Source organism: Pseudomonas fragi (genome assembly GCF_900105835.1).
Classification (GTDB): Bacteria; Pseudomonadota; Gammaproteobacteria; order Pseudomonadales; family Pseudomonadaceae; genus Aquipseudomonas; species Aquipseudomonas fragi.
Genome location: NZ_LT629783.1, coordinates 4,080,220 through 4,105,879, shown reverse-complemented (window position 1 = coordinate 4,105,879; position 25,660 = coordinate 4,080,220). Strand labels below are relative to the sequence as shown.

The 25,660-nt window shown below is 59.0% G+C and carries 24 protein-coding genes and 7 tRNA genes; 13 read left to right on the top strand and 18 right to left on the bottom strand.

Annotated features, from left to right (window positions below; all coding sequences use genetic code 11):
* The first annotated feature begins 22 nt into the window (after positions 1–22).
* Both cra and BLU25_RS18925 read left to right on the top strand, forming a co-directional pair.
* Entirely contained in the window at positions 23–1,018 is a 996-nt protein-coding gene (cra, locus tag BLU25_RS18930) for a catabolite repressor/activator (RefSeq protein WP_016779456.1), read from the top strand.
* A gap of 2 nt (positions 1,019–1,020) precedes the next feature.
* On the top strand, positions 1,021–1,824 hold the full coding sequence (locus tag BLU25_RS18925; RefSeq protein ID WP_016779455.1) for a TatD family hydrolase: 804 nt from the start codon (positions 1,021–1,023) through the stop codon (positions 1,822–1,824).
* 149 nt (positions 1,825–1,973) lie between these two features.
* Here BLU25_RS18925 and ampE read toward each other — a convergent pair whose 3' ends face one another.
* From ampE to BLU25_RS18910, 3 genes are all read right to left on the bottom strand, one after another.
* Positions 1,974–2,810: a regulatory signaling modulator protein AmpE gene (ampE, locus tag BLU25_RS18920; RefSeq protein ID WP_016779454.1), complete on the bottom strand. Its 837-nt coding sequence runs from the start codon at positions 2,808–2,810 to the stop codon at positions 1,974–1,976.
* Positions 2,807–3,370, bottom strand: a complete 564-nt coding sequence (gene ampD / locus BLU25_RS18915; protein WP_016779453.1) for a 1,6-anhydro-N-acetylmuramyl-L-alanine amidase AmpD — start codon at positions 3,368–3,370, stop codon at positions 2,807–2,809. The genes ampE and ampD overlap by 4 nt, the downstream gene beginning before the upstream one ends.
* An 83-nt stretch (positions 3,371–3,453) precedes the next feature.
* A complete protein-coding gene (locus tag BLU25_RS18910) occupies positions 3,454–4,896 on the bottom strand; it encodes a DUF1631 family protein (protein WP_016779452.1) in 1,443 nt (480 codons plus the stop codon).
* A gap of 401 nt (positions 4,897–5,297) precedes the next feature.
* Here BLU25_RS18910 and nadC point away from each other — a divergent pair, with 401 nt between their 5' ends.
* A complete protein-coding gene (gene nadC / locus BLU25_RS18905; protein WP_016779451.1) occupies positions 5,298–6,146 on the top strand; it encodes a carboxylating nicotinate-nucleotide diphosphorylase in 849 nt (282 codons plus the stop codon).
* Between the two features lie 154 nt (positions 6,147–6,300).
* On the opposite strand, the gene BLU25_RS18900 is transcribed toward nadC, so the two are convergent.
* The 4 genes from BLU25_RS18900 to BLU25_RS18885 form a co-directional block, all read right to left on the bottom strand.
* Positions 6,301–6,792 (bottom strand): methylated-DNA--[protein]-cysteine S-methyltransferase, encoded by a 492-nt coding sequence (locus BLU25_RS18900; RefSeq protein WP_016779450.1) that lies wholly within the window; start codon positions 6,790–6,792, stop codon positions 6,301–6,303.
* A 2-nt stretch (positions 6,793–6,794) separates the two neighbouring features.
* Positions 6,795–8,285, bottom strand: a complete 1,491-nt coding sequence (locus BLU25_RS18895; RefSeq protein ID WP_016779449.1) for a DNA-3-methyladenine glycosylase 2 — start codon at positions 8,283–8,285, stop codon at positions 6,795–6,797.
* Positions 8,286–8,401: 116 nt separating this feature from the next.
* A tRNA-Thr gene (locus tag BLU25_RS18890) sits at positions 8,402–8,477 on the bottom strand.
* A gap of 100 nt (positions 8,478–8,577) precedes the next feature.
* On the bottom strand, positions 8,578–8,985 hold the full coding sequence (locus tag BLU25_RS18885) for a pilin (protein WP_016779448.1): 408 nt from the start codon (positions 8,983–8,985) through the stop codon (positions 8,578–8,580).
* Between the two features lie 211 nt (positions 8,986–9,196).
* On the opposite strand from BLU25_RS18885, the gene BLU25_RS18880 reads away from it, so the two are divergent.
* From BLU25_RS18880 to yacG, 4 genes are read left to right on the top strand one after another with little or no spacing between them, the layout of a single operon-like run.
* A complete protein-coding gene (locus BLU25_RS18880; protein WP_016779447.1) occupies positions 9,197–10,414 on the top strand; it encodes a type II secretion system F family protein in 1,218 nt (405 codons plus the stop codon).
* 2 nt (positions 10,415–10,416) lie between these two features.
* Positions 10,417–11,277 carry a prepilin peptidase gene (locus tag BLU25_RS18875; protein ID WP_016779446.1) on the top strand — a complete coding sequence of 287 codons (861 nt, stop codon included), beginning with the start codon at positions 10,417–10,419 and terminating at the stop codon, positions 11,275–11,277.
* 1 nt (position 11,278) lies between these two features.
* On the top strand, positions 11,279–11,902 hold the full coding sequence (coaE, locus tag BLU25_RS18870) for a dephospho-CoA kinase (RefSeq protein ID WP_016779445.1): 624 nt from the start codon (positions 11,279–11,281) through the stop codon (positions 11,900–11,902).
* On the top strand, positions 11,899–12,102 hold the full coding sequence (gene yacG / locus BLU25_RS18865; protein WP_016779444.1) for a DNA gyrase inhibitor YacG: 204 nt from the start codon (positions 11,899–11,901) through the stop codon (positions 12,100–12,102). Before coaE ends, yacG begins: the two co-directional genes overlap by 4 nt.
* 102 nt (positions 12,103–12,204) lie before the next feature.
* Here yacG and BLU25_RS18860 read toward each other — a convergent pair whose 3' ends face one another.
* Positions 12,205–12,891: an energy-coupling factor ABC transporter permease gene (locus tag BLU25_RS18860; RefSeq protein ID WP_083369773.1), complete on the bottom strand. Its 687-nt coding sequence runs from the start codon at positions 12,889–12,891 to the stop codon at positions 12,205–12,207.
* A 109-nt stretch (positions 12,892–13,000) separates the two neighbouring features.
* On the opposite strand from BLU25_RS18860, the gene BLU25_RS18855 reads away from it, so the two are divergent.
* From BLU25_RS18855 to BLU25_RS18840, 4 genes are all read left to right on the top strand, one after another.
* Complete coding sequence (locus tag BLU25_RS18855) at positions 13,001–13,630, top strand: DUF1780 domain-containing protein (protein ID WP_016779443.1); 630 nt, start codon at positions 13,001–13,003, stop codon at positions 13,628–13,630.
* On the top strand, positions 13,627–14,154 hold the full coding sequence (locus tag BLU25_RS18850; RefSeq protein WP_083369772.1) for an MOSC domain-containing protein: 528 nt from the start codon (positions 13,627–13,629) through the stop codon (positions 14,152–14,154). The genes BLU25_RS18855 and BLU25_RS18850 overlap by 4 nt, the downstream gene beginning before the upstream one ends.
* Positions 14,155–14,208: 54 nt before the next feature.
* On the top strand, positions 14,209–14,382 hold the full coding sequence (locus tag BLU25_RS18845; protein ID WP_016779441.1) for a DUF3094 family protein: 174 nt from the start codon (positions 14,209–14,211) through the stop codon (positions 14,380–14,382).
* Between the two features lie 66 nt (positions 14,383–14,448).
* Positions 14,449–15,750: an NAD(P)/FAD-dependent oxidoreductase gene (locus tag BLU25_RS18840; protein ID WP_016779440.1), complete on the top strand. Its 1,302-nt coding sequence runs from the start codon at positions 14,449–14,451 to the stop codon at positions 15,748–15,750.
* Positions 15,751–15,947: 197 nt separating this feature from the next.
* Here BLU25_RS18840 and BLU25_RS18835 read toward each other — a convergent pair whose 3' ends face one another.
* Positions 15,948–17,345, bottom strand: coding sequence for a glutamate decarboxylase (locus BLU25_RS18835; protein WP_016779439.1), 1,398 nt, complete (start codon positions 17,343–17,345; stop codon positions 15,948–15,950).
* A 171-nt stretch (positions 17,346–17,516) separates the two neighbouring features.
* Here BLU25_RS18835 and glsA point away from each other — a divergent pair, with 171 nt between their 5' ends.
* Positions 17,517–18,470 (top strand): glutaminase A, encoded by a 954-nt coding sequence (gene glsA, locus BLU25_RS18830; RefSeq protein ID WP_016779438.1) that lies wholly within the window; start codon positions 17,517–17,519, stop codon positions 18,468–18,470.
* 15 nt (positions 18,471–18,485) lie between these two features.
* Positions 18,486–20,018 (top strand): amino acid permease, encoded by a 1,533-nt coding sequence (locus BLU25_RS18825; protein ID WP_083369771.1) that lies wholly within the window; start codon positions 18,486–18,488, stop codon positions 20,016–20,018.
* 252 nt (positions 20,019–20,270) lie between these two features.
* On the opposite strand, the gene BLU25_RS18820 is transcribed toward BLU25_RS18825, so the two are convergent.
* The 9 genes from BLU25_RS18820 to rluD form a co-directional block, all read right to left on the bottom strand.
* Positions 20,271–20,346: transfer RNA gene (locus BLU25_RS18820), tRNA-Lys, on the bottom strand.
* A gap of 16 nt (positions 20,347–20,362) precedes the next feature.
* A tRNA-Asn gene (locus tag BLU25_RS18815) sits at positions 20,363–20,438 on the bottom strand.
* A gap of 119 nt (positions 20,439–20,557) precedes the next feature.
* A tRNA-Pro gene (locus tag BLU25_RS18810) sits at positions 20,558–20,634 on the bottom strand.
* A 92-nt stretch (positions 20,635–20,726) separates the two neighbouring features.
* Positions 20,727–20,802: transfer RNA gene (locus BLU25_RS18805), tRNA-Lys, on the bottom strand.
* Between the two features lie 5 nt (positions 20,803–20,807).
* Positions 20,808–20,884 (bottom strand) — tRNA-Pro (locus BLU25_RS18800).
* A gap of 9 nt (positions 20,885–20,893) precedes the next feature.
* Positions 20,894–20,969: transfer RNA gene (locus tag BLU25_RS18795), tRNA-Asn, on the bottom strand.
* A 306-nt stretch (positions 20,970–21,275) separates the two neighbouring features.
* Positions 21,276–23,843, bottom strand: a complete 2,568-nt coding sequence (clpB, locus tag BLU25_RS18790; protein WP_016779436.1) for an ATP-dependent chaperone ClpB — start codon at positions 23,841–23,843, stop codon at positions 21,276–21,278.
* 120 nt (positions 23,844–23,963) lie between these two features.
* Positions 23,964–24,698, bottom strand: a complete 735-nt coding sequence (gene pgeF / locus BLU25_RS18785; protein ID WP_016779435.1) for a peptidoglycan editing factor PgeF — start codon at positions 24,696–24,698, stop codon at positions 23,964–23,966.
* A complete protein-coding gene (gene rluD / locus BLU25_RS18780) occupies positions 24,695–25,657 on the bottom strand; it encodes a 23S rRNA pseudouridine(1911/1915/1917) synthase RluD (RefSeq protein ID WP_029611231.1) in 963 nt (320 codons plus the stop codon). Before rluD ends, pgeF begins: the two co-directional genes overlap by 4 nt.
* Positions 25,658–25,660 lie beyond the last annotated feature (3 nt).

Here is a 25,660-nt window from a genome sequence, read left to right as displayed (position 1 = left end):
CAAAAAATAAGGAATATTCGGCGTGAAACTCAGTGATATCGCTCAATTGGCAGGTGTTTCCGTAACGACTGCCAGCTATGTCATCAATGGAAAAGCCGAACAGCAGCGCATCAGCAGCAGCACGGTCGAGCGCGTGCGTGCGGTGGTCGAGGAGCACGGCTTCACGCCCAACCCGCAGGCAGCCGGGCTGCGCAGCCGACATACGCGCACCTTGGGGTTTATCCTGCCGGATCTGGAAAACCCCAGCTATGCGCGCCTGGCCAAGCAGCTTGAGCAAGGTGCCCGTGCCCGTGGCTATCAGTTGCTGATCGCCAGCTCCGACGATGCGCCGGACAGCGAGCGCCAATTGCTCAAGTTGTTTCGTGCCCGTCGCTGCGATGCCCTGTTCGTGGCCAGTTGCTTGCCCGCAGACGATGACAGCTACCGCCAGTTGCAAGACCTGGGCATGCCGATCATTGCCATTGACCGGACCCTGGAGCCGGAGCGCTTCTGCTCGGTGATCAGCGATGATTGCGAAGCCAGCCTGCAACTGACCCGCAGCCTGCTGCAGCCATTGCCGCGTCAGATTGTACTGATCGGTGCGCGTCCTGAACTGAGCGTCAGCCAGGCGCGTGAAGCCGGCTTCAAGCAAGCGGTCGAAGGGTTCAAGGGCGAAGTGTTGATCGAACACGGCAGCGCGTTCAGCCGCGAATGCGGGCGGCGCATCATTGATGATCTGCTGGCACGCCAGGGGCACTTCCCCGATGCGCTGATCACCACCTCCTATGTGCTGCTGCAAGGGATGTTCGATGCATTGCTGGAACACCCGACTCAGCGCCCGCCATCGCGCCTGGCCACCTTTGGTGACACACAGCTGCTGGATTTCCTGCCGCTGCCAGTCAATGCGATGGGCCAACAACACAAACTGATTGCCGAAACAGCCCTGAACCTGGCGCTGGCTGCGATTGAAGAGCAAAACTACGTGCCCGGTATCCATGCCATTGCGCGTAACTTCAAACAGCGTATCCACCAGGCCTGAGCATGCAACTGATCGACACCCATACCCACCTCGACTTCCCGGACTTTGATGCTGACCGCCCGCAGTTACTGGCAGGCAGTCGGGCGTTGGGGGTTGAGAAAATGGTGGTACTGGGGGTCTACCAGAGCAATTGGCAGCGCGTGTGGGACCTGGTCCAAACCGACAGTCAGCTGTATGCCGCGTTTGGCCTGCACCCGGTGTACCTCAACGAGCATCGCCCCGAGCATGTGGTTGAACTGGGGCAATGGCTGAGCCGTCTGGCGGGGCACCCGCAAGTGTGTGCCGTGGGTGAGATTGGCCTGGACTACTTTCTGCCCGAGCTTGACCGCGAGGGCCAGCAACAACTGTTTGAAGCCCAATTACAGCTGGCTGCCGACTTTGCCCTGCCCGCCCTGCTGCATGTGCGCCGTAGCCACGCGCAAGTGATTGCCACCCTCAAGCGCTTCAAGCTGCAGCGCGGCGGGATCGTGCATGCATTTGCCGGCAGTCGCGAAGAAGCCCGCGAGTATATAAAGCTGGGCTTCAAGCTGGGCCTGGGCGGCGCTGCGACCTGGCCACAGGCCTTGCGCCTGCGCAAGGTGATCGTCGACCTGCCGCTGGACGCCATCGTGCTGGAAACCGATTCGCCCGACATGGCCCCGGCCATGTACCCCAACCAGCGCAACAGTCCGCAGCACCTGCCCGATATTTGCCGGGCACTGGCCGAGGTAATGGGCATCAGCCCTGACGCCCTGGCAAGTGCAAGTACCACCAATACCTGCGAGCTGTTTGGCTGGAAGCCTGACCTCGCTCCCTGTAGTCGCTGACGAGTAGTACGAGGCTGCGTTCGAGCGCGAAGCGGTCGCAAACCTCGTAACCGCAGTACACCTGAACCACCGGGTTACATGGTTTTACGACTGCCGCGCAGCCTCGTCCTACTCGTCAGCAACAGAGTATCGACAGGGGTTACGTGCTGTCAGAGCAACAACGCCCACACCGCAAAGCACGCATACCACAGCACCGCCGCACGCAGCAGCAAGGCCCACAGGGTGTCGAGGCTGCTCACGCCTTCAGGCCCAAGCTGCGGCACAGGGATTTCGGCGGCGGCACAACCGGCCTTGTCGATCAGCTGCGCAGCACTGATGTCCCAGCTCAGCAATTCATGCAGCATCACCCGGCTGACCGCCGCAAAGTTGCCCACCAGGGCAAAGCTGGCCGCCAGCAGCCGCACCGGCAACCAGTCAAAGGCATGGCGCAATTGCCCGGCACGTTCGACCAGCGCCGGGTTCTGGCTGTGTTCCTGCGCCAGGGCCAGCAGGCGATAACTCAAGACCGCCACCGGACCCAGCAGGAAGTACCAGAAAATCACTGCAAAGAAGCTTTGATAGGCCTGCCACAGCAGGTGCCTCTGCACGTTCTCCAGCAATTGCTCACCGCTGTCAGCAGTTACCCGCAGGTCACGCTCGGCCACATGAGCGGCCGCCTGCAGATCACCCCGGCGCCAGGCGTCGCGAAACGGCCCCAGCCCCCCCAGCAGATCGCCACGCCCCAGGCTGTAAATCACCACCAGCAGATGGATTGGCAGCGCCAGCAGGCCATAAGCCACCGGGTGCAACACCACCAGCAGCAAACCCAATACCACTGCAGGCAACGCAATCAGGATAAACAGCACCCACCAGGGCTTGTTGCCCAAACCAGGGCTGGCTTCCAGCTTGTGCAGCTCGCGCAACCAGCCGCCATCACGCTGCAGGCGCTGACGTACGCCCGAGAATTTCTCGACCAGAATCGCCAGCAGTAACACCACAAAACTCATTGTTTATCTCCTGTGTGCTGCAACGCGCTGCGAAAGCGCTGCCAGTCAAAAGCCGGCCCCGGATCGGTCTTGCGCCCGGGTGCCACGTCGCTGTGGCCACATACCCGGTGCCCGCTAATGGCGGGAAAAGCCGCCTGCAATTGTCGGCTCAAGGCCGTCAGCGCCTGATATTGCGCATCCGTATAGGGCAGATCATCGGTGCCTTCAAGCTCAATGCCCAGGGAAAAATCATTGCAGGTTTCCCGGCCCTCGAAACTCGAAACCCCCGCATGCCAGGCACGATCAAAACAGGAGACAAACTGGGTGACTGCGCCGTCACGTTCAATCAGAAAATGCGCACTTACCCTCAGGTCAATGATGCCTGCAAAGTAAGGATGTTCTGTGACGTCCAGTTGATTCTGGAAGAACTCCTGCACCTTGCCGGTACCGAACTGCCCCGGCGGCAAACTGATGTTGTGGATCACCAACAGGGAGATTTCGTCGCTCGGACGCGCATTGAAGTTGGGTGACGGGCAATGGCGCACGCCATGAAACCAGCCGCTCGCGGGGTCCATCTGCATACAGGCTCCTTCGACAGGCAAAACCAAAGGCCCAGTATGCCGCGATGCGCGCGTCGATGGGGAGCAATCTGTGCCGGGCGTGATTACTCCGCGCCGGACTGCCGCAAACTGTCTATCACCGACTCCAGCGCCCGGTCGACCAACAGACGGTCATCCACCAGCAGGATACTGCCGTTGCGCAGTTGCACGATTAAATCGTTGCGGCTCTTTTCCAGCACCTTGGCCCCGATACGGTTTACAAAGATATGCGTACCGTCCGGCTCCAGAATCGTAATCAACTTACAACGCAACTGCGTGCAGCCCTCTTCCTGCAACTCGATCCAGCTGCCAATACGCAGCTGGCTGACCAACAGCAAACCCAGATGGCCCTGTTCATCGAGAGCCGGCAATGGCCACGGCTGCACCGGGTCCGGTTGCAGCGCCAGACGGCGCCTGGCCTGCTCGGCATCTCGGGTGCGCTGCTCAAGCAACTCGGTGCGGCTGCGCTCGCCGCGGGTGAACATCGAAAAGTCATGCAACAAGGATTCAAGCAACGCCGGGTTATTGCCGGCATAGCGGGCCAACTGCAGTACCACATGCTCGACCTTACGGTAGAGCGGATCGTTGCAGCTATCGGTGCAGGCATCCCAACCGATCGCGGCATCGGCCATGACGTTTAACAGGCGTCGGGCCGGATGGCTGTCACAGCTGAAAAAATTCTGATCGCATCGAGCGATCTGCAGCATCGGCTCACACAGCAGCGCGAGCAATTTGCGCAACGGTTGCGACAGATTGCTGTCATCGTGGATGTATTCAAAAATCAGCCCCACCAGCTTGCTCGCGTCTTCGCTGGCCTCGGGCAATGCTTGCGCATGGATCCCCACCTTGGCGGCGCAGCATGAGGCCCGGTCGGACAGGTCAGGCAGCACACCCGTGGCGATCAACAGTTGGTTGGCATCGGCGTACAACTGCCCGGTCTGGTCAAGCAGGTACTTTTCGAACAGGCGCATCATGATCAGCTTGACCTTGATGTCCATGCCCTGGTCGCGCTTGGCCTGCAAAAAATACTCACACAACATCGCCGGGCCCAGCGGGTTGTTGTGCTCATCCAGCGGTACACAGCTGAGGGTATTGAGACGCGTGCTTAACTGGCACAAGGCCAACTGGCTGCGGGTCAGCACCCGCGTCACCATCGCATGAGTCACTTGCGTGCGCTCAAGATCATTGGCCATCAGCGAGAACACCGCTTGCGCCGGTGCAATGCCCGGCAGGGTAGGTTCACTCACATCGGGTTGGGTCAGCCGGATAAAGGCCTCGAACAGACGCTCAAGAAACCCGCGCTCAATGCTTTTGCGTTTTAGCCGCACATCGCGCATGGCCTCGAAAAACAGGCTTTGCTCGGTGTCGTTCTGCGCCTTGTCAGCCATTTTGAAGAGCGTGGCGTCAGCGTTTTCAAACAACACCTGCAGGTCGTTTCTGAGCTGCTGGGCAGCCTTGTCATGAACCTGCAGCAGGATCACAGGCAGGCGGGCAAGCGGCGAGTGCATCGCCAACTCCGTGGTGGTCCTGTGCCCAGGCCCCACTTTCCCGTCATTTTGCATCCTGGCCTCCCTGAAGGGTCTCTTCGCTTGCCAGTGAACGCGCGTGGTCAGAGCCATTTTTGACGCTCACAAACAGAAACCGGCAGGCGCTCGAGCACTGGCCGGTGTATCGAAATTTATAGCTATGGCAGCACGTCAAAGCTATGGCGCCAATCGCAAGGCGGATTATCTTGTAAAAGATGGCGCTTGTACCAGCGGACTCTTCATTTGAATGAATGCAGGGGCAAATTAATGCTCAAAGTGCCGAAAACAGCACATTGCAGGTATTTGCATGTGACTCTTCGCACACCTTGGGTTCCCCCGTGGCATGCCCCTATAATCGGCGCACTTTGTTTGTGGAGCTCGTTATGCCGAATTTACGCCTGGCCGACCTCACTGCCGAAATCGAAGCCAACGTGCGTCGTGCGTTAGCCGAAGACATTGGCAGCGGCGATATCACTGCACGGCTGATCCCGGCCGAGCGCCTGGCCAAAGCCACGATCATTACCCGTGAAGCGGCGGTGATCAGCGGTACCGCCTGGGTCGATACTGTGTTTCGCCAGCTTGATCCACGGGTTGCCGTGCATTGGCAGGTGGCTGATGGCGAGCGCGTAAGCCCCAACCAGGTGCTGTTTCACCTGGAAGGCCCGGCCCGTTCGCTGCTCAGCGGCGAACGCAGCGCACTGAACTTCCTGCAGATGCTGTCAGGCGTCGCCACCCATGCACAGCATCTGGCCGATCAAGTGGCGGACACTCAGGTCAAGCTGCTGGACACCCGTAAAACCCTGCCAGGTTTGCGTATGGCGCAGAAATACGCAGTGACCTGCGGTGGCTGCCACAATCACCGTATTGGGCTTTACGACGCATTCCTGATCAAGGAAAACCACATTGCCGCGTGCGGTGGCATTGCCCAGGCCATCAGCGCTGCGCACAAGATCGCCCCGGGCAAGCCGGTCGAGATCGAAGTTGAAAGCCTGGCAGAACTCAAGGAAGCGCTGGCGGCAGGGGCCGATATCATCATGCTCGACGAATTGAGCATGGCTGACATGCGCGAAGCGGTCCGCCTGAACGCGGGCAAGGCCAAGCTGGAAGCCAGCGGCGGCATCAACGAGACGACCTTGCGGCCGATCGCCGAAACCGGTGTCGACTACATCTCCATTGGTGCTATGACCAAGGATGTAAAGGCAGTGGACTTGTCGATGCGGCTAAGCCTGTAACCCCCCTGTGGGAGCGGGCTTGCTCGCGATGGTATCACCACGGTTTTCCTGACAGCCCCCAGTACCTGCATCGCAGGCAAGCCAGCTCCCACTGGACTTGCGGCGACATTGTGGGAGCGGGCTTGCTCGCGATGGCAAAACCATGGCATATGTATCAGTCGTGCCGGCGGCACTTGATCTCATGTTCCAGCAGCCATTGCTTGGCTGCCAGACCACCGGCAAAACCGGTCAAGGTGCCATTGCTGCCAATCACCCGGTGGCACGGGATGATGATCGGGATCGGATTGCGCCCGTTCGCCGCCCCCACTGCACGGGACGCTTTGGGCCGGTGGATCTGCTGCGAAATCTGGCCGTAACTGGTGGTCAGCGCATAAGGAATGGTGGTCAGCGCCTGCCAGACCGACTGCTGAAAGTCGGTGCCCAGCGGTTTGAGAAACAGGTCAAACGTCTGACGCTCACCCGCAAAATATTCCTCCAGCTGACGGCGAACTTCTGCGAGCTTTTGTGGCGAATGCACCCAACCTTCCTGCGGTGCATGGGGCCGACGGTCCAGCTCAAAACGCACTTCGCGCAAACCTGCATCATCGGCGACCAAGAACAACGGCCCAATCGGTGATGGCATGCAGTCGTAGTAAATCTGTGTCATGTTCACACCTTGCGGGCAGCAGCCGAATCGGTCGCCGCACGCCATAAATACATCACTGAATAAGCTCGCCACGGGCGCCAGCTTTCAGCCAGTGCCTGCAGCCTCTTGGTACTTAACGGCTCGCCCTGGGGGTTGGCTTCGCGGCGCAGAATCAGGTCCGCCGCCGGAAACGCATCAGGATGCTTGAGCACGCGCATGGCAATGTAATGCGCGGTCCATTCGCCAATGCCGGGCAGTTGCACCCAGCGCTGGATAAAACGTTCCAGGGGTTGCTCCACGGCGAAGTCGACGCGGCCCTCCATCAGTGCACGCGCTATCCCCTGAATCGTGTTGATCCGTGCCTGGGTAATGCCCATTTGCCCAAGATCAGCCTGAGCCAACTGCTCGGGGCCGGGGAACAACCGATCCAGCCCCGAGCCCTGGTCGGCCTCAATGGCAACGCCATGACGCTGCACGATTCGACTGGCCAGGGTGCGTGCAGCAGCCACGCTGACTTGCTGCCCCAGTACGGCTCGCACCGCCACCTCAAAACCGTCCCAGCCACCTGGCAAGCGCAGCCCCGGATAACGCCCGATCACAGGCGCCAGCAGCGTGCTGGCACTCAAGGTGCGGGCGATAGCCAGCGGGTCGGCATCCAGATCGAACATGCGCCGGATCCGCGTGACGACCGCCAGCATCTGCCCGGGCGGCACATTGCGCAGTTCCAGTTGCAACGCATGCTGTTCACCCGGCCAGGCACTGACCCGCAACCAGCCGGGGGCGTCAGAATGGCCAAACACCCGCTGATAGCTGCGCTCATCGACCTGTTCGATACCGGGCAAAGCGCGGGTCTGCAAAAAACCCAACAAGGCCGCGAAGTCATAAGGCGGGCGATAGCCCAGGCGCAACACCAGTGCCTTGTCTGCCCCTGCCTTTGGGCTGCGCCTGAAGGCACGCGGCTCGGCATGATTGGCTTCGGCAAAGGCCGCATTGAAACGACGCAGGCTACCAAAGCCGGATGCCATTGCCACTTCAGTAATCGACAGGTCGGTTTCGGTCAACAGTTGCTTGGCAAACAGCAGGCGCTGGGTGGCATGCACGGCCATCGGCGGCGCCCCGAGGTACTGAACAAACAGACGACGCAATTGCCGCGCGCCGATGTTCATGCGCTCGGCCAACTCCTCCAGTGAGTGCTCGGCCAGGTAACCCTCATTAATGAGCTTCAAGGCTCGCGCCACCAAATGCTCGCCCTGCAACCAAAGCTGATTGCCCGGTGCCAGCTCGGGCCGACAACGTAAACAAGGGCGAAAGCCTTGGGCTTGAGCCGCTGCTGCGCTGGGGTAATAGACCACGTTTTCGGCTTTTGGCGCACGGGCCGGGCACACGGGGCGGCAGTAGATCCGGGTACTGAGCACGGCAGTGAAAAACACCCCGTCAAATCGCGCATCGCGGCTCAGGCGAGCGATTTCGCAGGCTGCGGTGCTGGGCGTGGACAGGCTGTTATCTGTGGTCATGGGCCGCAGAATAGCATCGCGCTTTTGCCGCTTCTCGCCATTTTCGGACGTCAATGTGCCAGGCGTTGCGCAAGAACGAAAAAAGCCACACGGCATTGACCGGATGGCTTTTGAAATGGTGCCGGAGACAGGAATCGAACCTGCGACCTTCGCGTTACGAGTGCGCTGCTCTACCGACTGAGCTACACCGGCGGTATGTGTAACGCTAGCACCGACGCAAATGCCCGGCAATTACGGCGATGCGGGCCGCAGTGCAAGCAGGCCAGCACATCGGTAGTGGGCCAATCACTGGCTATTTGCAGGCACCGCTGGCCAGGCAAGTACCGTTTTGCGTCCAGATCAGGGTGCTGCCGGAATTGCCTGGGGTCGGTACCAGTACGCTGACCCAACCGCCTGCGGCCTGGGTCCCTGCCAGGGTGATCACGCCATCGACCACTGTCATGCCCGCGGCCAGGTTTTCCGTGGCTTCGGCCGGTCCCGGGATACCGTTGGTGCCGGCATCACAGGCCATCAAATCATTGGTCTGGCTGTAGCACAGGGCAACGGCCGTCTTGTAAGTGTTGCTGATGGTGTTCACCTCGGCAAAACGGGTCTTCATCACATGCTCGTGGTAAGCCGGAAATGCGAACGAAGCAATCAGACCGATGATGGCAACCACAATCATCAGTTCGATCAGGGTGAAGCCTTGTTGTTGTTTCACATGAAGTCTCCAGAAAAGGGGCACCCACGGGTGCCAGGCAATGCTGTGCAGGCAAAAAAGTGCGCACAGGCTATCAAGGTTAGTGGGCCGTTGCTCCACAACTGCATCGCAGACACGTTTGCTCACCTTCCAGTTGCCGGGCCAAAGCGCAGTGCATCTAGTCTTTGGTCTGAAAACACAGCCGGGCGCGCAGCGCTCCAAGGATCGATGCATGGCAACACAGGCCGTTAAAAACACCCTCTACCGGTGGCAAGGCACAGATGGCAACGGCGTTAAAACCAGTGGCCAGATCTCGGCTGACAGCCACGCCATGATCAGGGTCCAACTACGCCGCCAAGGTATTACCGTTAGTAAAATCCGCCGCCATTACAGTCGCGATCGCGATGCAGGCAAATCCATCACGGCGCTGGATATCACCCTGTTCACCCGCCAGTTGGCAACCCTGATCAGCGCCGGCATTGCCTTGCAGCAAGCCCTGGGGGTGATCGCCGACGGTTTCGAGAGCCGGGCCATGCGCCAGCAGGTCACCGAACTCAAACAGGACATCGGCGCAGGCACCAGCCTGGCGGCAGCACTGCGCAAAAAACCGGCACATTTCGACCCGCTGTTTTGCAGCCTCGTAGAAGCGGGGGAACTGGCCGGGGCGCTGGACGTCATGCTGCAACGGGTAGCGACCTACAGGGAGAAAACCGAAGCCCTGAAAAAGAAAATCAAAAAAGCCATGACCTACCCCAGTGCCGTGCTCTTGGTGGCGCTGGGGGTGTGCAGTATTTTGCTGATCGCAGTGGTGCCGCAGTTTCAGGGCGTGTTCCGCTCATTCGATGCGCAACTGCCGGCGCTGACCTTGTGGGTCATCGGCCTGTCTGATGGCCTGCTGGCACATGGCCTGTGGCTGCTGTGTGTGTGCGGCGTCATTCTGGCCGGCCTTCATCATCGCTACAAACATTGCCCGGCCTTGCGCCAACGCATTGATCGCTGGCTGCTGCATTTGCCCGTGCTGGGCAATCTGCTGCACATGTCAGCCATCGCCCGTTTTGCGCGCACGCTGTCGACCACCCTGGCTGCCGGGGTGCCATTGCTCGAAGCGCTGAACAGTGTCGCCAGCGCCACGCGCAATAACCTGCACAAGGACGCGGTGCTGCGGCTCAAACAACAGGTTGCGACTGGTAGCCCGATCCATGTGGCAATGGCTGCAGTCGGAGTATTCCCGGGCATGGCAATTCAGATGACAGCAATTGGCGAAGAATCCGGCACATTAGACAGCATGCTGGACCACGTTGCCGCCTATTATGAAAGCGAGGTCGACGCACAGGTCGACCACCTCACAACGTTGCTGGAGCCGATCATCATGGTGGTACTTGGAGTTATGGTTGGCGGGCTGGTCATCGCCATGTACTTGCCGATCTTCAACCTGGGCCAGGTAATCTGAGCATGATTGAATTGCTGAGCCATCACCCCGACGCGTTTATCGCCTGCGCCCTGATTCTCGGCTTGCTGGTGGGCAGCTTTATCAATGTGCTGGTGTGGCGCTTGCCCCAGATGCTTGAACGGGACTGGCAGGCCCAGGCGCGCGACATACTGGGCTTGCCCGAGCCTGCCAGGGGCCCTGTGTATAACCTGCTGCGCCCGCGCTCCCACTGCCCCGATTGCCAGCATTCACTGCGCGCCCGGGAGAACATTCCGCTGCTGAGCTACCTGTTTTTACGCGGCAAGTGCTCACACTGCAAAACCCCGATCAGCCTGCGTTACCCCCTTACGGAGCTGGCCTGCGCGGCATTGTCGGCTTTTGTTGCCTGGCATTTCGGTTTTGGCGCCCAGGCAGGCTGGATGCTGGTGCTGACCTGGGGGTTACTCGCCATTTGCCTGATCGATGCCGAGCATCAAATCGTGCCCGACGTTCTGGTTTTCCCGCTGCTCTGGCTGGGCTTGCTGCTCAACAGCTTCTCCCTGTTCACCACACTGGGGCAGGCCGTATGGGGCGCAGCGCTGGGCTATGCCTGCCTGTGGTCGGTGTTCTGGATGTTCAAACTGATCACCGGCAAGGACGGCATGGGCTACGGCGACTTCAAGCTACTGGCCGTGCTCGGCGCCTGGGGCGGGGTTGCGGTTCTGCCGCTGACCATCCTGCTGTCTTCACTGCTGGGGGCCGCTGCAGGGGTTGGGCTGTTGCTCTTGCGCCGGGCCAGGACCAGTACCCCGATCCCTTTTGCACCGTATCTGGCAATTGCCGGCTGGATTGCATTGCTCTGGGGTGGTCAAATAACCGGCTTCTATTGGCAGGTTTCGGTTTGACATGATGACTCCACCCTCCAAACCCTGGATTCTCGGGCTTACCGGCGGTATCGGTAGTGGCAAAAGCGCCGCTGCCGAGCACTTTGCCGCGATGGGCATACATGTGGTGGACGCTGATCATGCGGCGCGCTGGGTCGTTGAGCCGGGGCGCCCGGCGCTGGCCAGGATTGCCGAACACTTTGGCACGCAGGTGCTGCAAGCCGACGGGCAACTCAACCGCGGCGCATTGCGCAACCTGATCTTTGCCGACCCCGAGCAACGCCGCTGGCTTGAAGCACTGCTGCACCCGCTGATTCGTGAAGAGATCGCGGACAATCTGGCGCAGGCACAATCGCCTTATGCCATTCTGGTTTCGCCGCTGTTGATCGAGTCCGGCCAATACACGACAACCCAACGCGTACTGGTGATCGATGCACCGCAAGCCTTGCAGATACAACGCACGCTATTGCGCGACAACACCAGCGAACAGCAGGTCCAGGCCATTCTCAAGGCACAGGCCAGCCGCGAAGATCGCCTTCGCCACGCTGACGATGTGCTGGTCAATGACAAGGATCTGAAGGCGCTGCAGACTGAGGTCGAGCGCCTGCATCACTTTTATTTAACTCTGCGTGGAGGCCAACCATGACCAAACCTATGACCATCGACTGCCCGACCTGCGGCACAGCCGTGCAATGGGATACCACCAACGCGTTTCGCCCGTTTTGCTCTGACCGCTGCAAACTGATCGACCTGGGCGCCTGGGCCAGCGAGGAACACAAGATCCCGGTCAGCCCGGATGCTGAAGATGATCTGTTTTCTGAAGACCTGAGCGAACGCCTGCACTAATAACGTGGGAGCGGGCTTGCTCGCGATTCAGGCAACCCGGCCTGTCAGGTAAACCGCAGCGATACCATCGCGGGCAGCCCGGCTCCCACAGGGCAAGGCCATTTACTCGGGGCCATCATCCTTCCACGGTGCCGCCAGGTAGCGAGTGCGGTTGAAGGTCTCAAGCCACTCGGGGCAGAACACCACCAGTGCGGTAACCAGCATCCCGTTGATAAACGCCTCGGGAAAGATGATCAGCCACAGATAACCGACAAAGTCCTCCAGCCAGAACGGCATCACAAACAACCCGTCCAGCCACAACACACCCAGTACCGCCCCGATACACAGCAACGCCGCCAACGCTGCGGCAAAAAAACCCGAGCAGAAGATATACACAAAGGGATTACGCGGCTGCGCCCGCTCGACCATGCGCGCACAGCCTTCGGTCACGGCAATCGGCAACAGAATAAGCAGCACGCCATTGACCCCCATCGCGGCCAGTTCCTGACGCCCCAGCAGCACCAGACCCACTTGCGCCAGAAGGGCACCGACAACCGCCAGTGGCCAGTCGAGGAGCAACGTGACCACTGTCAGGCCAATAAAGTGATAAGACACCCCGCCCTCAAAGTCGCGCCGTACCAGCCACAGCAAAAACAGCCCGAACACCGTGCCAAACAACAGGTGCTGGCGCCGTGTGTCGCTAAACAGCTCAACCCAGGGCGTGCGCCAGATGGCCCACAGCACAACGGGAACATAAATCAGCCAGCCGATCACCAGCGTTTGTGTGGATAACACCTGCGTACCGATCATCTGCCTTGCCCTGCCTGTTCAAAACACACCGCTCAACCCTCCCTGGTGGATGCGCCTGAGTCTACACCCGGACTTTCAGTAACACCTGTTTCAAGGCTAAGCTGCGTGCATGGACGACTCAGATTATCTACGCCTGCTCACCATCCAGGCCGAGCAAGCCAATGCCTTTTTATCCAATGCCCGCAAATGGGAGCGTGAGCGTTGGGTCTGCCAGCGCCTGCTGCAAGGCCTGAATATCCCCTACCACAGTGAAGATTTCCTGCAGGCGGGCCAGGAACCTCCTGACGTGCTGTTCGGCGACGCACGCTTTGAAGTGTTCTTTGTGCTCGATGAAGGCCGACGCCTGAACGATGAATGGCGTGCAGAACTGCAGCGCAGGCGCAGCGCCTATTCCCTGAGCCAATTGGTCAGGCGCGAAGCGCGGCCCAAACGGATTCCGGCGAGCAAGCTGTTGCAGCGCCTGGGTCCGACCCTGCATAAAAAAGCCACCAACTACAAAGAGCGCGATATCGACCTGAGTCAGCTGGATATCATTGCATTTTCCAGCCTCAAGCGCGAAGTGCTGGACCTTAACAGCCACTTTCCGCCGCCCACTGAATATTTGCGCCAGGGCTGGCGTTCGCTGTCGCTGGTAGGCCCGACCTTTGCCCGGGTGCTGTTTGCCCAGCCGGACGCACCGGACTTTCTGCGCAACAACCTGGGGCGCAGCATTATTTTTGATGTGGGCATCAGCCTGTGAGCCCGCTGCAGGAGCTTATGGCCGAAGTCCCGCAAACCGGCCGCGTACGCTGGATTGGCGTGCGCCCCGAGTCCCGGGCAGACATGCTCGAACTGGACGCGGTAGAAGCCCGCCGCGAAGCCGGACTGACCGGCGATCATGCCCGGCCCGGCGCCTGTAATGCTCGCCAGGTGACCCTGATACAATGGGAACATCTGGCCGTTATCAACTCGCTGCTGGGGCGCACAGCGGATCAGCCGATCCTGGCGCAGGACTTGCGGCGTAATCTGGTGGTCAGCGGGATTAACCTGTTCAGCCTCAAAGGCCGGCGTTTCAGGGTTGGCCAGGCCATCCTCGAAACCACCGGCTGGTGCCAGCCCTGCGCGCGCCTGGAACAGCGCCTTGGCCGCGGGACGTTCCAGGCGGTACGCGGCCACGGCGGGATTACGGCCCGGGTAATCGAAAGCGGGATCATTCGTCTAGACGACGAACTGCGGGTCGAGCCGTTGGGGCCGCACGGCTATGCTTCTTTTCATCCCGGTTGATCAATGCTGTAGCTTTTACACACCCTGCAACGTCTATTTGACGAGGCCAAAAATATGCCCAGCCGTCTGAACCCCGATGATCTGAAGCGTGTCGAAGAGTACCTTCAACTGCCACAAAATCAGGTTGAGCGCCGGCCTTTCAGGCCTTGGCTGCTCCTTGCCATCGTGGTGGTCGCGGTCATCGGCATGGGCCTTTTGAGCCGCCTCCTGAGTTACCTGGCGCTATGAGCTGCATTGCGCTCGCCCAGGCCCCCTCAGGCACAGAATTCTTTTCTAGCCTTGTGAGTGATACCCATGACCCATCGTATTGTTATCGTCGGCGGCGGCGCCGGCGGCCTGGAGTTGGCGACCCGCCTGGGCAAGACTCTGGGCAAGCGCGGCAAGGCCAGCGTCACGCTGGTCGATGCCAACCTGACCCATATCTGGAAACCGCTGCTGCATGAAGTCGCTGCCGGTTCGCTGAACTCATCGGAAGACGAGCTCAACTACGTCGCCCAGGCCAAATGGAATCACTTTCAATTCCAGCTGGGCCGCATGAGCGGGCTGGATCGCGAACTGAAAAAGATCTCATTGTCGACAACCCTCGACGAAAACGGCGAGGAACTGGTGCCTGCCCGCGAGCTGGCTTACGACACCCTGGTGATTGCGGTGGGCAGTACCACCAATGACTTCGGCACCCTAGGCGCGGCCGAACACTGCCTGTTCCTCGATACCCGCAAGCAGGCCGAAAAATTTCACCAGCAATTGCTCAATCATTACCTGCGTGCCCACGCCGGGCAAAGCGATGCGCTCGAACAGATCAGCGTGGCCATTGTCGGTGCAGGCGCAACCGGGGTCGAACTGGCAGCCGAACTGCACAATGCCGCCCACGAACTGGCAGCCTACGGCCTGGACCGGATCAAACCGGAAAACATGCATATCACCCTGATCGAAGCGGGCCCACGGGTACTGCCTGCCCTGCCGGACCGTATTGGCGGGCCTGTGCATAAAACCCTGGAGAAGCTCGGGGTCACAGTGCTGACCAACTCCGCCGTCAGCGAAGTCACAGCTGACAGCTTGATCACCAAAGATGGTCAGGTGATTCCAGCGAGTTTGAAGGTTTGGGCTGCGGGGATTCGTGCGCCAGGGTTTCTCAAGGACATCGCGGGCCTGGAAACCAACCGCATCAACCAGCTGGTGGTCCGCCCTACCCTGCAAACCACCCGTGACGACAATATTTTTGCCTTTGGCGATTGCGCTGCCTGCCCGCAACCAGGCACCGACAAGCTGGTGCCACCTCGCGCCCAGGCCGCTCACCAGCAGGCGTCGTTGCTGGCCAAGTCGCTGAAATTGCGACTTGAAGGCAAAACTCAGCTGCCGGACTACACCTACCGCGATTATGGCTCGCTGATTTCCCTGTCGAGCTTTTCGGCTGTGGGTAACTTGATGGGCAGCCTGATGGGTACGGTCATGCTGGAAGGCTGGTTGGCGCGGATGTTCTACATCTCGCTGTACCGCATGCACCAGATGGCACTGTATGGCACCTTCCGCACCTTGATGCTGATGCTGGGCAGCAGAATCGGACGCGGCACCGAGCCGCGCCTGAAACTGCACTAACACCGTGGCGCTTGTAGCCGCTGCCGAGCCTGCGAGGCTGCGTCCGGCTGCGTAGCAGTCGTAACATCAAACACTATGGAGTGTCAGTCACACCCTGCACTCAGTGTTTACGATTGCTTCGCCATCGGACGTAGCCTCGCAAGCTCGGCAACTGCTACGAAAGCGGCTTGCAGCGCACCATAGAATTGCGGGGCGGGTTAACGCCCTGCGTGATTCCCCGCCTCGGCTTCACGGCCTTTAAAGCCGTGGGGCTGATGCTCATCAAAGAATTGCACCGCGCGCACAAAATCCTCCAGCAACAACTTGGCCATGTCGATCGACATACCCTGCTTCACCAGAATCCGCTGCACCACGACGTTCTCGACATTTGCCGGCAAGCTGTACGCGGGCACCAGCCAACCACGGGTACGCAACCGGTCTGCCAGGTCATATAGCGAGTAAGAAGTTTTCGCCCCCGGCTTCAGACGCCAGGTCAACGCCGGAATCCCCAACTGCGGATCACCGTTATAGAGCATCTCGAACGGCCCGACCTTGACCAGCTCAGCCGCGAGAAACTGCGCCGTCTGGTAGCAGGCGGAATGAATACGCTCATAACCTTCACGCCCAAGGCGCAAGAAGTTGTAGTACTGCGAGATGATCTGCCCGGCCGGGCGTGAAAAATTCAGGGCGAACGTCGGCATATCGCCCCCCAGATAATTCACATGGAACACCAGCCCTTCAGGCAGCTCCTTCTCGTCGCGCCACACTACCCAGCCCGCGCCCAGTGGCGCCAGGCCGAACTTGTGCCCGGAGGTACTGATGGACTTGACCCGCGGCACGCGGAAATCCCAAAGAATGTCCGGCGCACAAAAGGGTGCCAACATCGCGCCACTTGCGCCGTCGACGTGCAGGTCAACGCTCAGCCCGGTGCTTTTTTGCAGATCATCCAGGGCATCGGATAACGGCTTTACGGTTTCATACAGGCCGGTGAACGTCTGGCCAAAGGTCGGTACCACCACGATGGTGTTTTCATCGACCCGCTCCAGCATGTCCTCGGGGGTCATGAACCAATGGCCTTCAGACATTGGCACTTCACGAATCTCGACATCCCAGTAACGGGCAAACTTGTGCCAGCACACCTGTACCGGGCCGCACACCATATTCGGTGCAGTGGTCGGCTTGCCTGCCGCCTTGCGCACCGCACGCCAGCGCCACAAGGCAGCCAGGCCACCCAACATGCAGGCTTCACTGGAACCGACCGTGGAAGTACCGATGGTGGTGGCCGCCGCCGGCGAATGCCATAAGTCCGCCAGCATATGAATACAGCGATTTTCCAATTCCGCAGACTGGGGGTACTCATCCTTGTCGATCATGTTCTTGTCGATCGACAGGTCCATCAGCTTGTGGACCTCATCCTCTTCCCAGGTCTGGCAAAAGGTCGCCAGGTTCTGCCGGGAGTTGCCATCCAGATACAACTCATCGTGGACCAGTTGATAAACCTCCCCTGGCGCTTGCTCAGCCTCGGGGAACAGCTTGATCGCAGCGGCATGAGCCAGCGCAGAAGAACCAAATACGGGATCGACGTCCTTGTTGCGCTTGATACGGTGCAGTGCCATATGAACTCTCCTTGAGTAGTGGTCAACCTGTGAGCCCGCCCTGGTCACTCTGGCTCAACTTCGGCCAAGCCAGCATAGACAAGCATTTGAGGTCTGCCGTCCGATTTCCGACCATCGTGCATTTTCCGATCTATAGTCTCGGATCTTGAAAGTACTCACGGAGCGAGCACGATGAAGCAAAGACCCACGACCGTCGACACCACGGTAAAACAGGCGCTGGACCAAGCCCTGCAACGGTTTGCCAGCAACCAGCACGGCAAGAATGCCAGCTATATTCCTTACCTGGCCTCAGTGCCATCCCATCTTTTCGGCATCAGCATCATGTTCTGCGACGGCACCCATGCCGAGGTGGGCGATACCGAATATGCCTTCGCCATCGAGTCGATTTCCAAGGTATTCACCCTCGCCCATGTGCTCGATGAAGTGGGGCCTGAAGCCTTGCGCAGCAAAATCGGTTGCGACCCTACCGGCGAGCCGTTCAACTCGGTGATTGCCCTGGAATTGCACAAGGGGCGACCCCTCAACCCTTTCGTCAATGCAGGGGCGATGGCCACCGTCAGCTTGCTTGAGGCCGACACGGCGCAAGCCCGTTGGGACCAGATCCAGACGACCTACAACCTCTTCGCCGGGCGCGGCCTGACAGTCAACGACGAGGTGTATCAATCCGAAGCCAAGACCAACCAGCACAACCGTGGCATTGCCTGGCTGCTGCAGAGTTACGGCTATATGCACGCCGACCCGATGGAAGTGTGTGCCGTCTACACCCGCCAATGTTCCGTGGCGATCACCTGCCATGACCTGGTGATCATGGGCGCAACCCTGGCCAATGGCGGCGTCAATCCGATTACCGGAAAACGCGCGGTGCAGGCCAGGAACGTGGCGCCAATCCTCTCCGAAATGACCTTGAATGGCCTGTATGACACCACGGGGGACTGGTACTACAAAGTCGGCCTGCCGGGTAAAAGCGGGGTTGGCGGCGGGATTCTGGCTGTGGTTCCGGGCGTGTGCGCCATCGCCGCCTTTGCCCCGCCGCTGGATGTGGCCGGTAACAGCGTTCGCGGTCAACTGGCTGCCGAATACCTTAGCCGCACGCTCAATCTGAGCCTGCTGCACGAATTCGCGTAAGGGGGCGGACTAATTATGGCTACCACCAGCAAAGCTAAAACCTACATGTCCTGGCTGACCATCTGCTTCATGATGGTTGCCGCTGTTGCCAGTATTCGTTCGTTGCCCAGCATGGCCGTCTATGGCCTGGGTTCGGTGTTTCTCTATGTCATCCCGGCACTGCTGTTTTTCATTCCGGTATCCCTGGTCGCCTCTGAACTGGGCACAGGCTGGAATGGCGGGATTTATGGCTGGGTCAGGCAAGCCTACGGCGACCGGCCGGGCTTTTTCATCATGTGGTTCATGTGGGTGCAAGTGGTGGTCTGGTACCCCATCGTGCTCGGGTTTGGCGCCAGCACCATGGCCTATTTGATCAACCCGGAGCTGGCCAAAAGCGGGGTATTTACTGCGGCAGTTATCATTGTTTTGTACTGGCTATCGACATTTGTGGCACTGAACGGGCTGACCGCACTGTCGAAACTGACGTCCTGGTTCATGCTGCTGGGCACTGCATTGCCCGCCGCGCTCCTGGTTTTGCTGGGCGTGGCCTGGCTGGTGCTGGGGCATAAATCGGCAACGCCACTGACCTGGGATGCCCTGATCCCGGCCATTTTCGATACCCACTCCACGGTCAAATCCGGCTCGCGCAACCTGCACCCGGACTTCTGGCAGGAATTTACCGGCGCCATCACCGGCCTGGTCCTGATTGTGAGTAACTTCCTGGCGTTTGCCGGTATCGAAATGAACGCCATTCACGCGCGCGAATTGCGTAACCCGCAAAAGGAAATGCCCCGGGCGATTCTGTTGGCCTTTTTTATGATCCTGCTGGTGTTTATCCCGCCCACGGTGGCGATTTCGCTGGTGGTGCCTGCGGACTCAACCAGCCTCACCGCCGGGGTTATCCAGGCTTACGCGGCGTTCTTCCAGGGTTTCGACATGCCGTGGGCCACCCCGATCATGGCCATCTTGCTGATTATCGGTGCACTGGGCGGCGTACTGGCCTGGACTGCCGGGCCGTCTACCGGCTTGCTGTTTGTCGGCAAGGCCGGGATGCTGCCTCCGGTAATGCAGGAAGTGAACAAAAAAGGCGTGCAAAAAAACATTCTGTATTTACAGGCCATTATCGTCACCTTGCTGTCGACGATTTACATCTTTCTCGACAACGTATCTGATGCCTTCTGGATGATCAGTGCGATGGCAGCACTGATGTACCTGATCATTTACGTATTTATGTTTATGGCGGCCATGAAGTTGCGCAAAACACAGCCCAATGTAAAACGTGGCTATGTGCTCAAGGGCCTGCACGGCTGGTGTTATCTGGGGTTATTTTCGACCTGCGTAGCACTGATTTTCGGCTTTATACCGCCCAACAGCTTCAGCAGCATGCCGTTTTTCGAATATGCGGGGATCTTGTTGCTGGGGTTGATCGTGGCAGGTGTACCGCCGTTTATCTTCTATGCATTGCGCAAGCCGTCATGGCAGATGGTGCCCAAGGCAGAAGCGGATCAGTATTCGGCCGCGCTGCAGGATCTTCAGGACGCGGATGACAAGGCTGCAAACCCAAGCTGAAGCAATAACCTAGTAGCAGCTGCCGAGGAACGAAGGCTGCGTCCGGCGGCGTAGCCGTCGTAAAGCCGAGATTTGATTTTATCAGGCACACCGCAGAGTTTGACTCTGCGACGGCTCCGCCGCCGGACGCAGCCTCGTTCCTCGGCAGCTGCTACGCGCGGTTGTAGTTATTGCGGCACGAAGGCTGCGACTACAGGGTTACGTTTATTGCAGGCATAAAAAAAGCGTCCAATGGACGCTTTTTTTATAAAATGGTGGGTCGTGTGGGATTCGAACCTACGACCAATTGGTTAAAAGCCAACTGCTCTACCAACTGAGCTAACGACCCAAAAGTACATTGAAAATGGCTCCACGACCTGGACTCGAACCAGGGACCCAATGATTAACAGTCATTTGCTCTACCAACTGAGCTATCGCGGAACTACATACTTCAATTAAAACGTAAATAAAAAAGCGCCCCTGCGGACGCTCTTTTATGGCCTCTGATGCGACTGGCATCAGCGCCTTATTTTCTACACCCATTACTGCCGGGCAGAAAATGGTCGGGGTAAGGGGATTCGAACTCCTGACATCCTGCTCCCAAAGCAGGCGCGCTACCGGACTGCGCTATACCCCGGTAAAAAAAAGCACCTTCAAGAGGCGCCTTCTTCGATCAGTGCTTTTGGCCTCTGATCTTAAGATCTAACCCCAGCGAACTGGAGCCAAAAATGGTGGGTCGTGTGGGATTCGAACCTACGACCAATTGGTTAAAAGCCAACTGCTCTACCAACTGAGCTAACGACCCAAAAATGGTCGGGGTAAGGGGATTCGAACTCCTGACATCCTGCTCCCAAAGCAGGCGCGCTACCGGACTGCGCTATACCCCGGTTTGAAAATGGCTCCACGACCTGGACTCGAACCAGGGACCCAATGATTAACAGTCATTTGCTCTACCAACTGAGCTATCGCGGAACTACATATTTCAATTTGTAACGTTGTTGCCTTACTGCTTTGCAACACTCTTCGAGTTCTACGCATCGCTGCGTTGGCGTCTCTGAGGTCGGCTATTCTACAAGCTTTAGAAGCCTTGTCAACCCTTATTTTTCGTTAGAAGACAATTACTTAGCTCTTCTAGCGGGCGTCTCGGTTTGGGCCAAGTTGCCGTTCCGGGTTGCTTGCTGCGGGGCGCATATTACAAGCGTTTTCCTTACAGATCAACACCCTAGAAAAAAAAGGCCTCGCAAAGCGAGGCCTCTCTTAAAACACCGCCTTCAAACCTTATGCGAAGACGATTTCGTCGTCCTTCACGCTGGCTGTCACGGTGGTGCCTGGCAAGAACTGACCGGACAGAATCAGTTGCGCCAGCGGGTTTTCGATCCAGCGCTGGATCGCCCGTTTCAGAGGGCGTGCGCCATAAACCGGGTCGTAACCCACCGCAATCAGCTTGTCCAGAGCATCCTGGTTCAGCTCAAGGCTGAGGTCACGCTCCGCCAGACGGCTGCGCAGACGACCCAACTGGATCTCGGCGATGCCGGCAATCTGATCACGGGCCAGAGGCTCGAAGATCACCACTTCGTCGATCCGGTTCACAAACTCCGGACGGAAGTGCGTGCTGACCGCATCCATCACCGCTGCACGTTGCGCTTCGCGATCGCCCACCAGCTCCTGGATCTGTGCAGAACCCAGGTTGGAGGTCATCACGATCACCGTGTTGCGGAAGTCTACGGTGCGACCATGGCTGTCAGTCAGGCGACCGTCTTCCAGCACTTGCAGCAACACGTTGAACACGTCCGGGTGAGCCTTCTCGACCTCATCCAGCAGGATCACCGAGTAAGGCTTGCGCCGTACCGCTTCGGTCAGGTAACCGCCTTCCTCGTAACCCACATAGCCTGGTGGCGCACCAATCAGTCGAGCCACGGAATGTTTCTCCATGAACTCGGACATATCGATCCGCACCATCGCCTCTTCAGTATCAAAGAGGAACTCGGCCAGCGCCTTGCACAGCTCGGTTTTACCCACACCGGTCGGGCCGAGGAACATGAACGAGCCGCTTGGCCGGTTCGGATCACTCAGGCCGGCACGGGAACGGCGCACGGCGTTGGACACCGCCACAACCGCCTCGTCCTGACCGATCACGCGCTCATGCAACAGGCTTTCCATTTTCATCAGCTTGTCGCGTTCGCCTTCGAGCATCTTGGAGACCGGAATACCCGTCCACTTCGATACCACTTCAGCGATTTCCTCTTCGGTCACCTTGCTGCGCAACAACTGGTTCTCAGTTTTTTCGCTGTGCTCGTCGACCATCTGCAGGCTGCGTTCCAGATCAGGGATGATCCCGTACTGCAACTCGGCCATGCGGTTGAGGTTACCGCTGCGGCGGGCCACTTCAAGCTCCTGGCGCGCCTGCTCGATTTTCTGCTGGATCTGGGCAGACCCCTGCACTTCGGCTTTTTCCGAGGTCCAGATTTCTTCCAGGTCCGAGTATTCACGCTCGTGACGCTCGATTTCTTCCTGCAATTTCTCGAGGCGCTTTTTCGCTGCCTCGTCTTCTTCTTTCTTCAGCGCCTGAGCTTCAACTTTGAGTTGAATCAAGCGACGCTCAAGACGGTCCAGCACCTCAGGCTTGGAGTCGATCTCCATGCGGATGCGGCTGGCCGCTTCATCCATCAGGTCAATCGCCTTGTCAGGCAATTGCCGGTCAGTGATGTAACGATGGCTGAGCTTGACCGCGGCAATGATCGCGCCGTCGGTAATCGCCACCTTGTGGTGAACCTCATAACGCTCTTTGAGGCCACGCAGGATCGCGATGGTGTCTTCTTCGCTCGGCTCGTCCACCAGTACTTTCTGGAAGCGACGCTCAAGTGCGGCGTCCTTCTCGATGTATTGGCGGTACTCATTGAGCGTGGTCGCACCCACGCAGTGCAACTCACCGCGAGCCAATGCAGGCTTGAGCATATTGCCCGCATCCATTGCGCCCTCGCCTTTACCGGCGCCGACCATGACGTGCAATTCGTCGATAAACAGGATGACCTGGCCTTCCTGTTTCGACAGCTCGTTGAGCACCGCTTTCAGACGCTCTTCAAATTCACCGCGGAACTTGGCACCGGCAATCAACGCACCGATGTCCAGGGACAGCAGGCGTTTGCCTTTAAGGCCGTCAGGCACTTCGCCGTTGATGATCCGCTGTGCCAGACCTTCGGCAATCGCGGTTTTACCCACGCCAGGCTCACCGATCAGTACCGGGTTGTTTTTGGTACGGCGCTGCAGGACCTGGATGGTGCGACGAATTTCATCGTCACGACCGATAACCGGGTCGAGCTTGCCTTCTTCGGCGCGCTTGGTCAGGTCAATGGTGTACTTGTCCAGCGCCTGGCGCGACTCTTCAACGTTGGGGTCATTGACCGCTTCGCCGCCACGCAGGTTATTGATGGCGTTTTCCAGGGCTTTCTTGCTCACACCCTGGCCCAGCAACAACTTGCCCAGTTTGCTGTTGTCGTCCATCGCGGCCAGCAATACCACTTCGCTGGTGATGTACTGATCGCCCTTTTGCTGCGCCAGGCGGTCTGCCTGGTTCAACAGACGCGCCAGATCCTGCGACATATTCACGTCGCCAGTAGGATTCTGGATTTTTGGCAGTTGATCCAGCTCTTTGGTCAGCTCTTTACGCAGGCTGTTTACATCGAAACCGACTTGCATCAGCAGCGGCTTGATTGAACCGCCCTGCTGTTCCAGCAATGCCTGCATCAAGTGCGCGGGCTCGATCGCCGGATGATCGAGGCCAACGGCCAATGACTGGGCATCGGACAACGCCAATTGCAACTTGCTGGTTAATCTATCTATACGCATTCGTCACCTTCCTTATGAGCAGGCCGGAGGGATGGAAACTCCTGAATGAAGAAACCTGCCAGATACCATAGTAGATGCGGGCGATTACGAGAGTTTCAAGCGTTGGTCGAATGACCTGGATCAGCTGGACGGTCTTTCGATCCAGACCAGTGATGCGAAACGGCCAGTATTGGGGCTGCGCCGATAGGAGAAGAAACGCGGGTCGGTCACGGTACAAAAACCGCCACCGTACACAGCCGTGATACCGAAACGGGCCAGACGCAGACGCGCCAGCTCATAGATATCAGCCATATAACGCCCGGCATTGATGCTGGGCACAAAGGCGGCTTCAGCCTGGGGCAGATCTTTGATAAAAACCTCCCGCACCTCGCCCCCGACCTCAAACGCCTTGGGGCCAATCGCCGGGCCAAGCCACACAAGAATCTCCCGGGGCTCTACATTGAGGCTTTGCGCTGCGGCTTCAAGCACGCCTGCCGCCAGCCCGCGCCAGCCGGCATGGGCGGCTGCAACACGGGTACCGGCACGGTCGCAAAACAGCGCAGGCAAGCAATCCGCCGTCATTGCCGTGCAGGCAATTCCAGGTGTTGCAGTCCAGCTGGCGTCAGCTTCGACTATCAGCTGCGGATTGGCAGGTGCGACCACAACCCCGTGAACCTGACTAAGCCAGGCGGGCTGTACGTCAAAAATATGGGTAAGGCGTTGGCGATTGTGTGCAACGGCAACTGGATCGTCGCCCACATGGTCGCCCAGGTTGAAGCTGTCGAACGGCGCCACACTGACGCCGCCCGCACGGGTGGTCACACAGGCCCTGATGCCTGCCGGCGCAGGCCAGTCAGGAATCAGGAAGGTATTCACCCGATAAATGCCTCACGGTCTTGCTTGAGCAACGTCAACAACCAGACAAAGTCGTCTGGCAGAGGCGATTCCCAGCTCATGCGCTTACCGGTCGTCGGATGATCCAGCTCAAGGAAACGGGCATGGAGCGCCTGACGCGGGAAGTTTTTCAGGGACTCGACCATCGTCACACTGGCAGACGGCGGAATACGGAAGCGACCGCCGTAGGCAGGGTCTCCGACCAACGGGAAGTTGATGTGAGACATATGCACACGAATCTGGTGCGTGCGCCCGGTTTCCAGCTTGACCCGCACATGGGTGTGGGAACGGAAACGCTCAAGCACACGGTAATGACTCACCGCCTGCTTGCCGCCTTCCATAACCGCCATGCGCTGGCGCTGCTGGCCGTGACGGCCGATGGGCGCGTCGATCTTGCCCCCGGCGGTGACGACACCGATAACGATGCACTCATAGATACGGCTGACACTGCGGCTCTGCAACTGTGTAACCAGTTGCGTCTGCGCCTGGATGGTCTTGGCGACCACCATCAGACCGGTGGTGTCCTTGTCCAGGCGATGCACGATCCCCGCACGCGGCACATTGATAATGTCCGGTACGTGGTGCAGCAAGGCATTGAGCAAAGTACCGCTGGCATGCCCTGCAGCCGGGTGCACCACCAGGCCCGCAGGCTTGTTGATGACCAGGATGTCATCGTCTTCGTAGACGATGTCCAGGGGGATGTCTTCAGCGATCCACTCACCCTGGGCTTCCTGCTCTGCAGTCAGCTCCAGGATGGCACCGCCGTGCACGATGTCACGGGGGCGTATGACGGCTCCGTCCACAGTCAGGCGGCCGTCTTTGATCCAGGCGGAAAGGCGCGAGCGCGAGTGCTCAGCGAATAATTGTGCGGCGACTTGATCGAGGCGTTGGCCACCCAGTTCGGACGGCACCTCTTCGCGAAGTTGAATTTTCTCGGACATGCT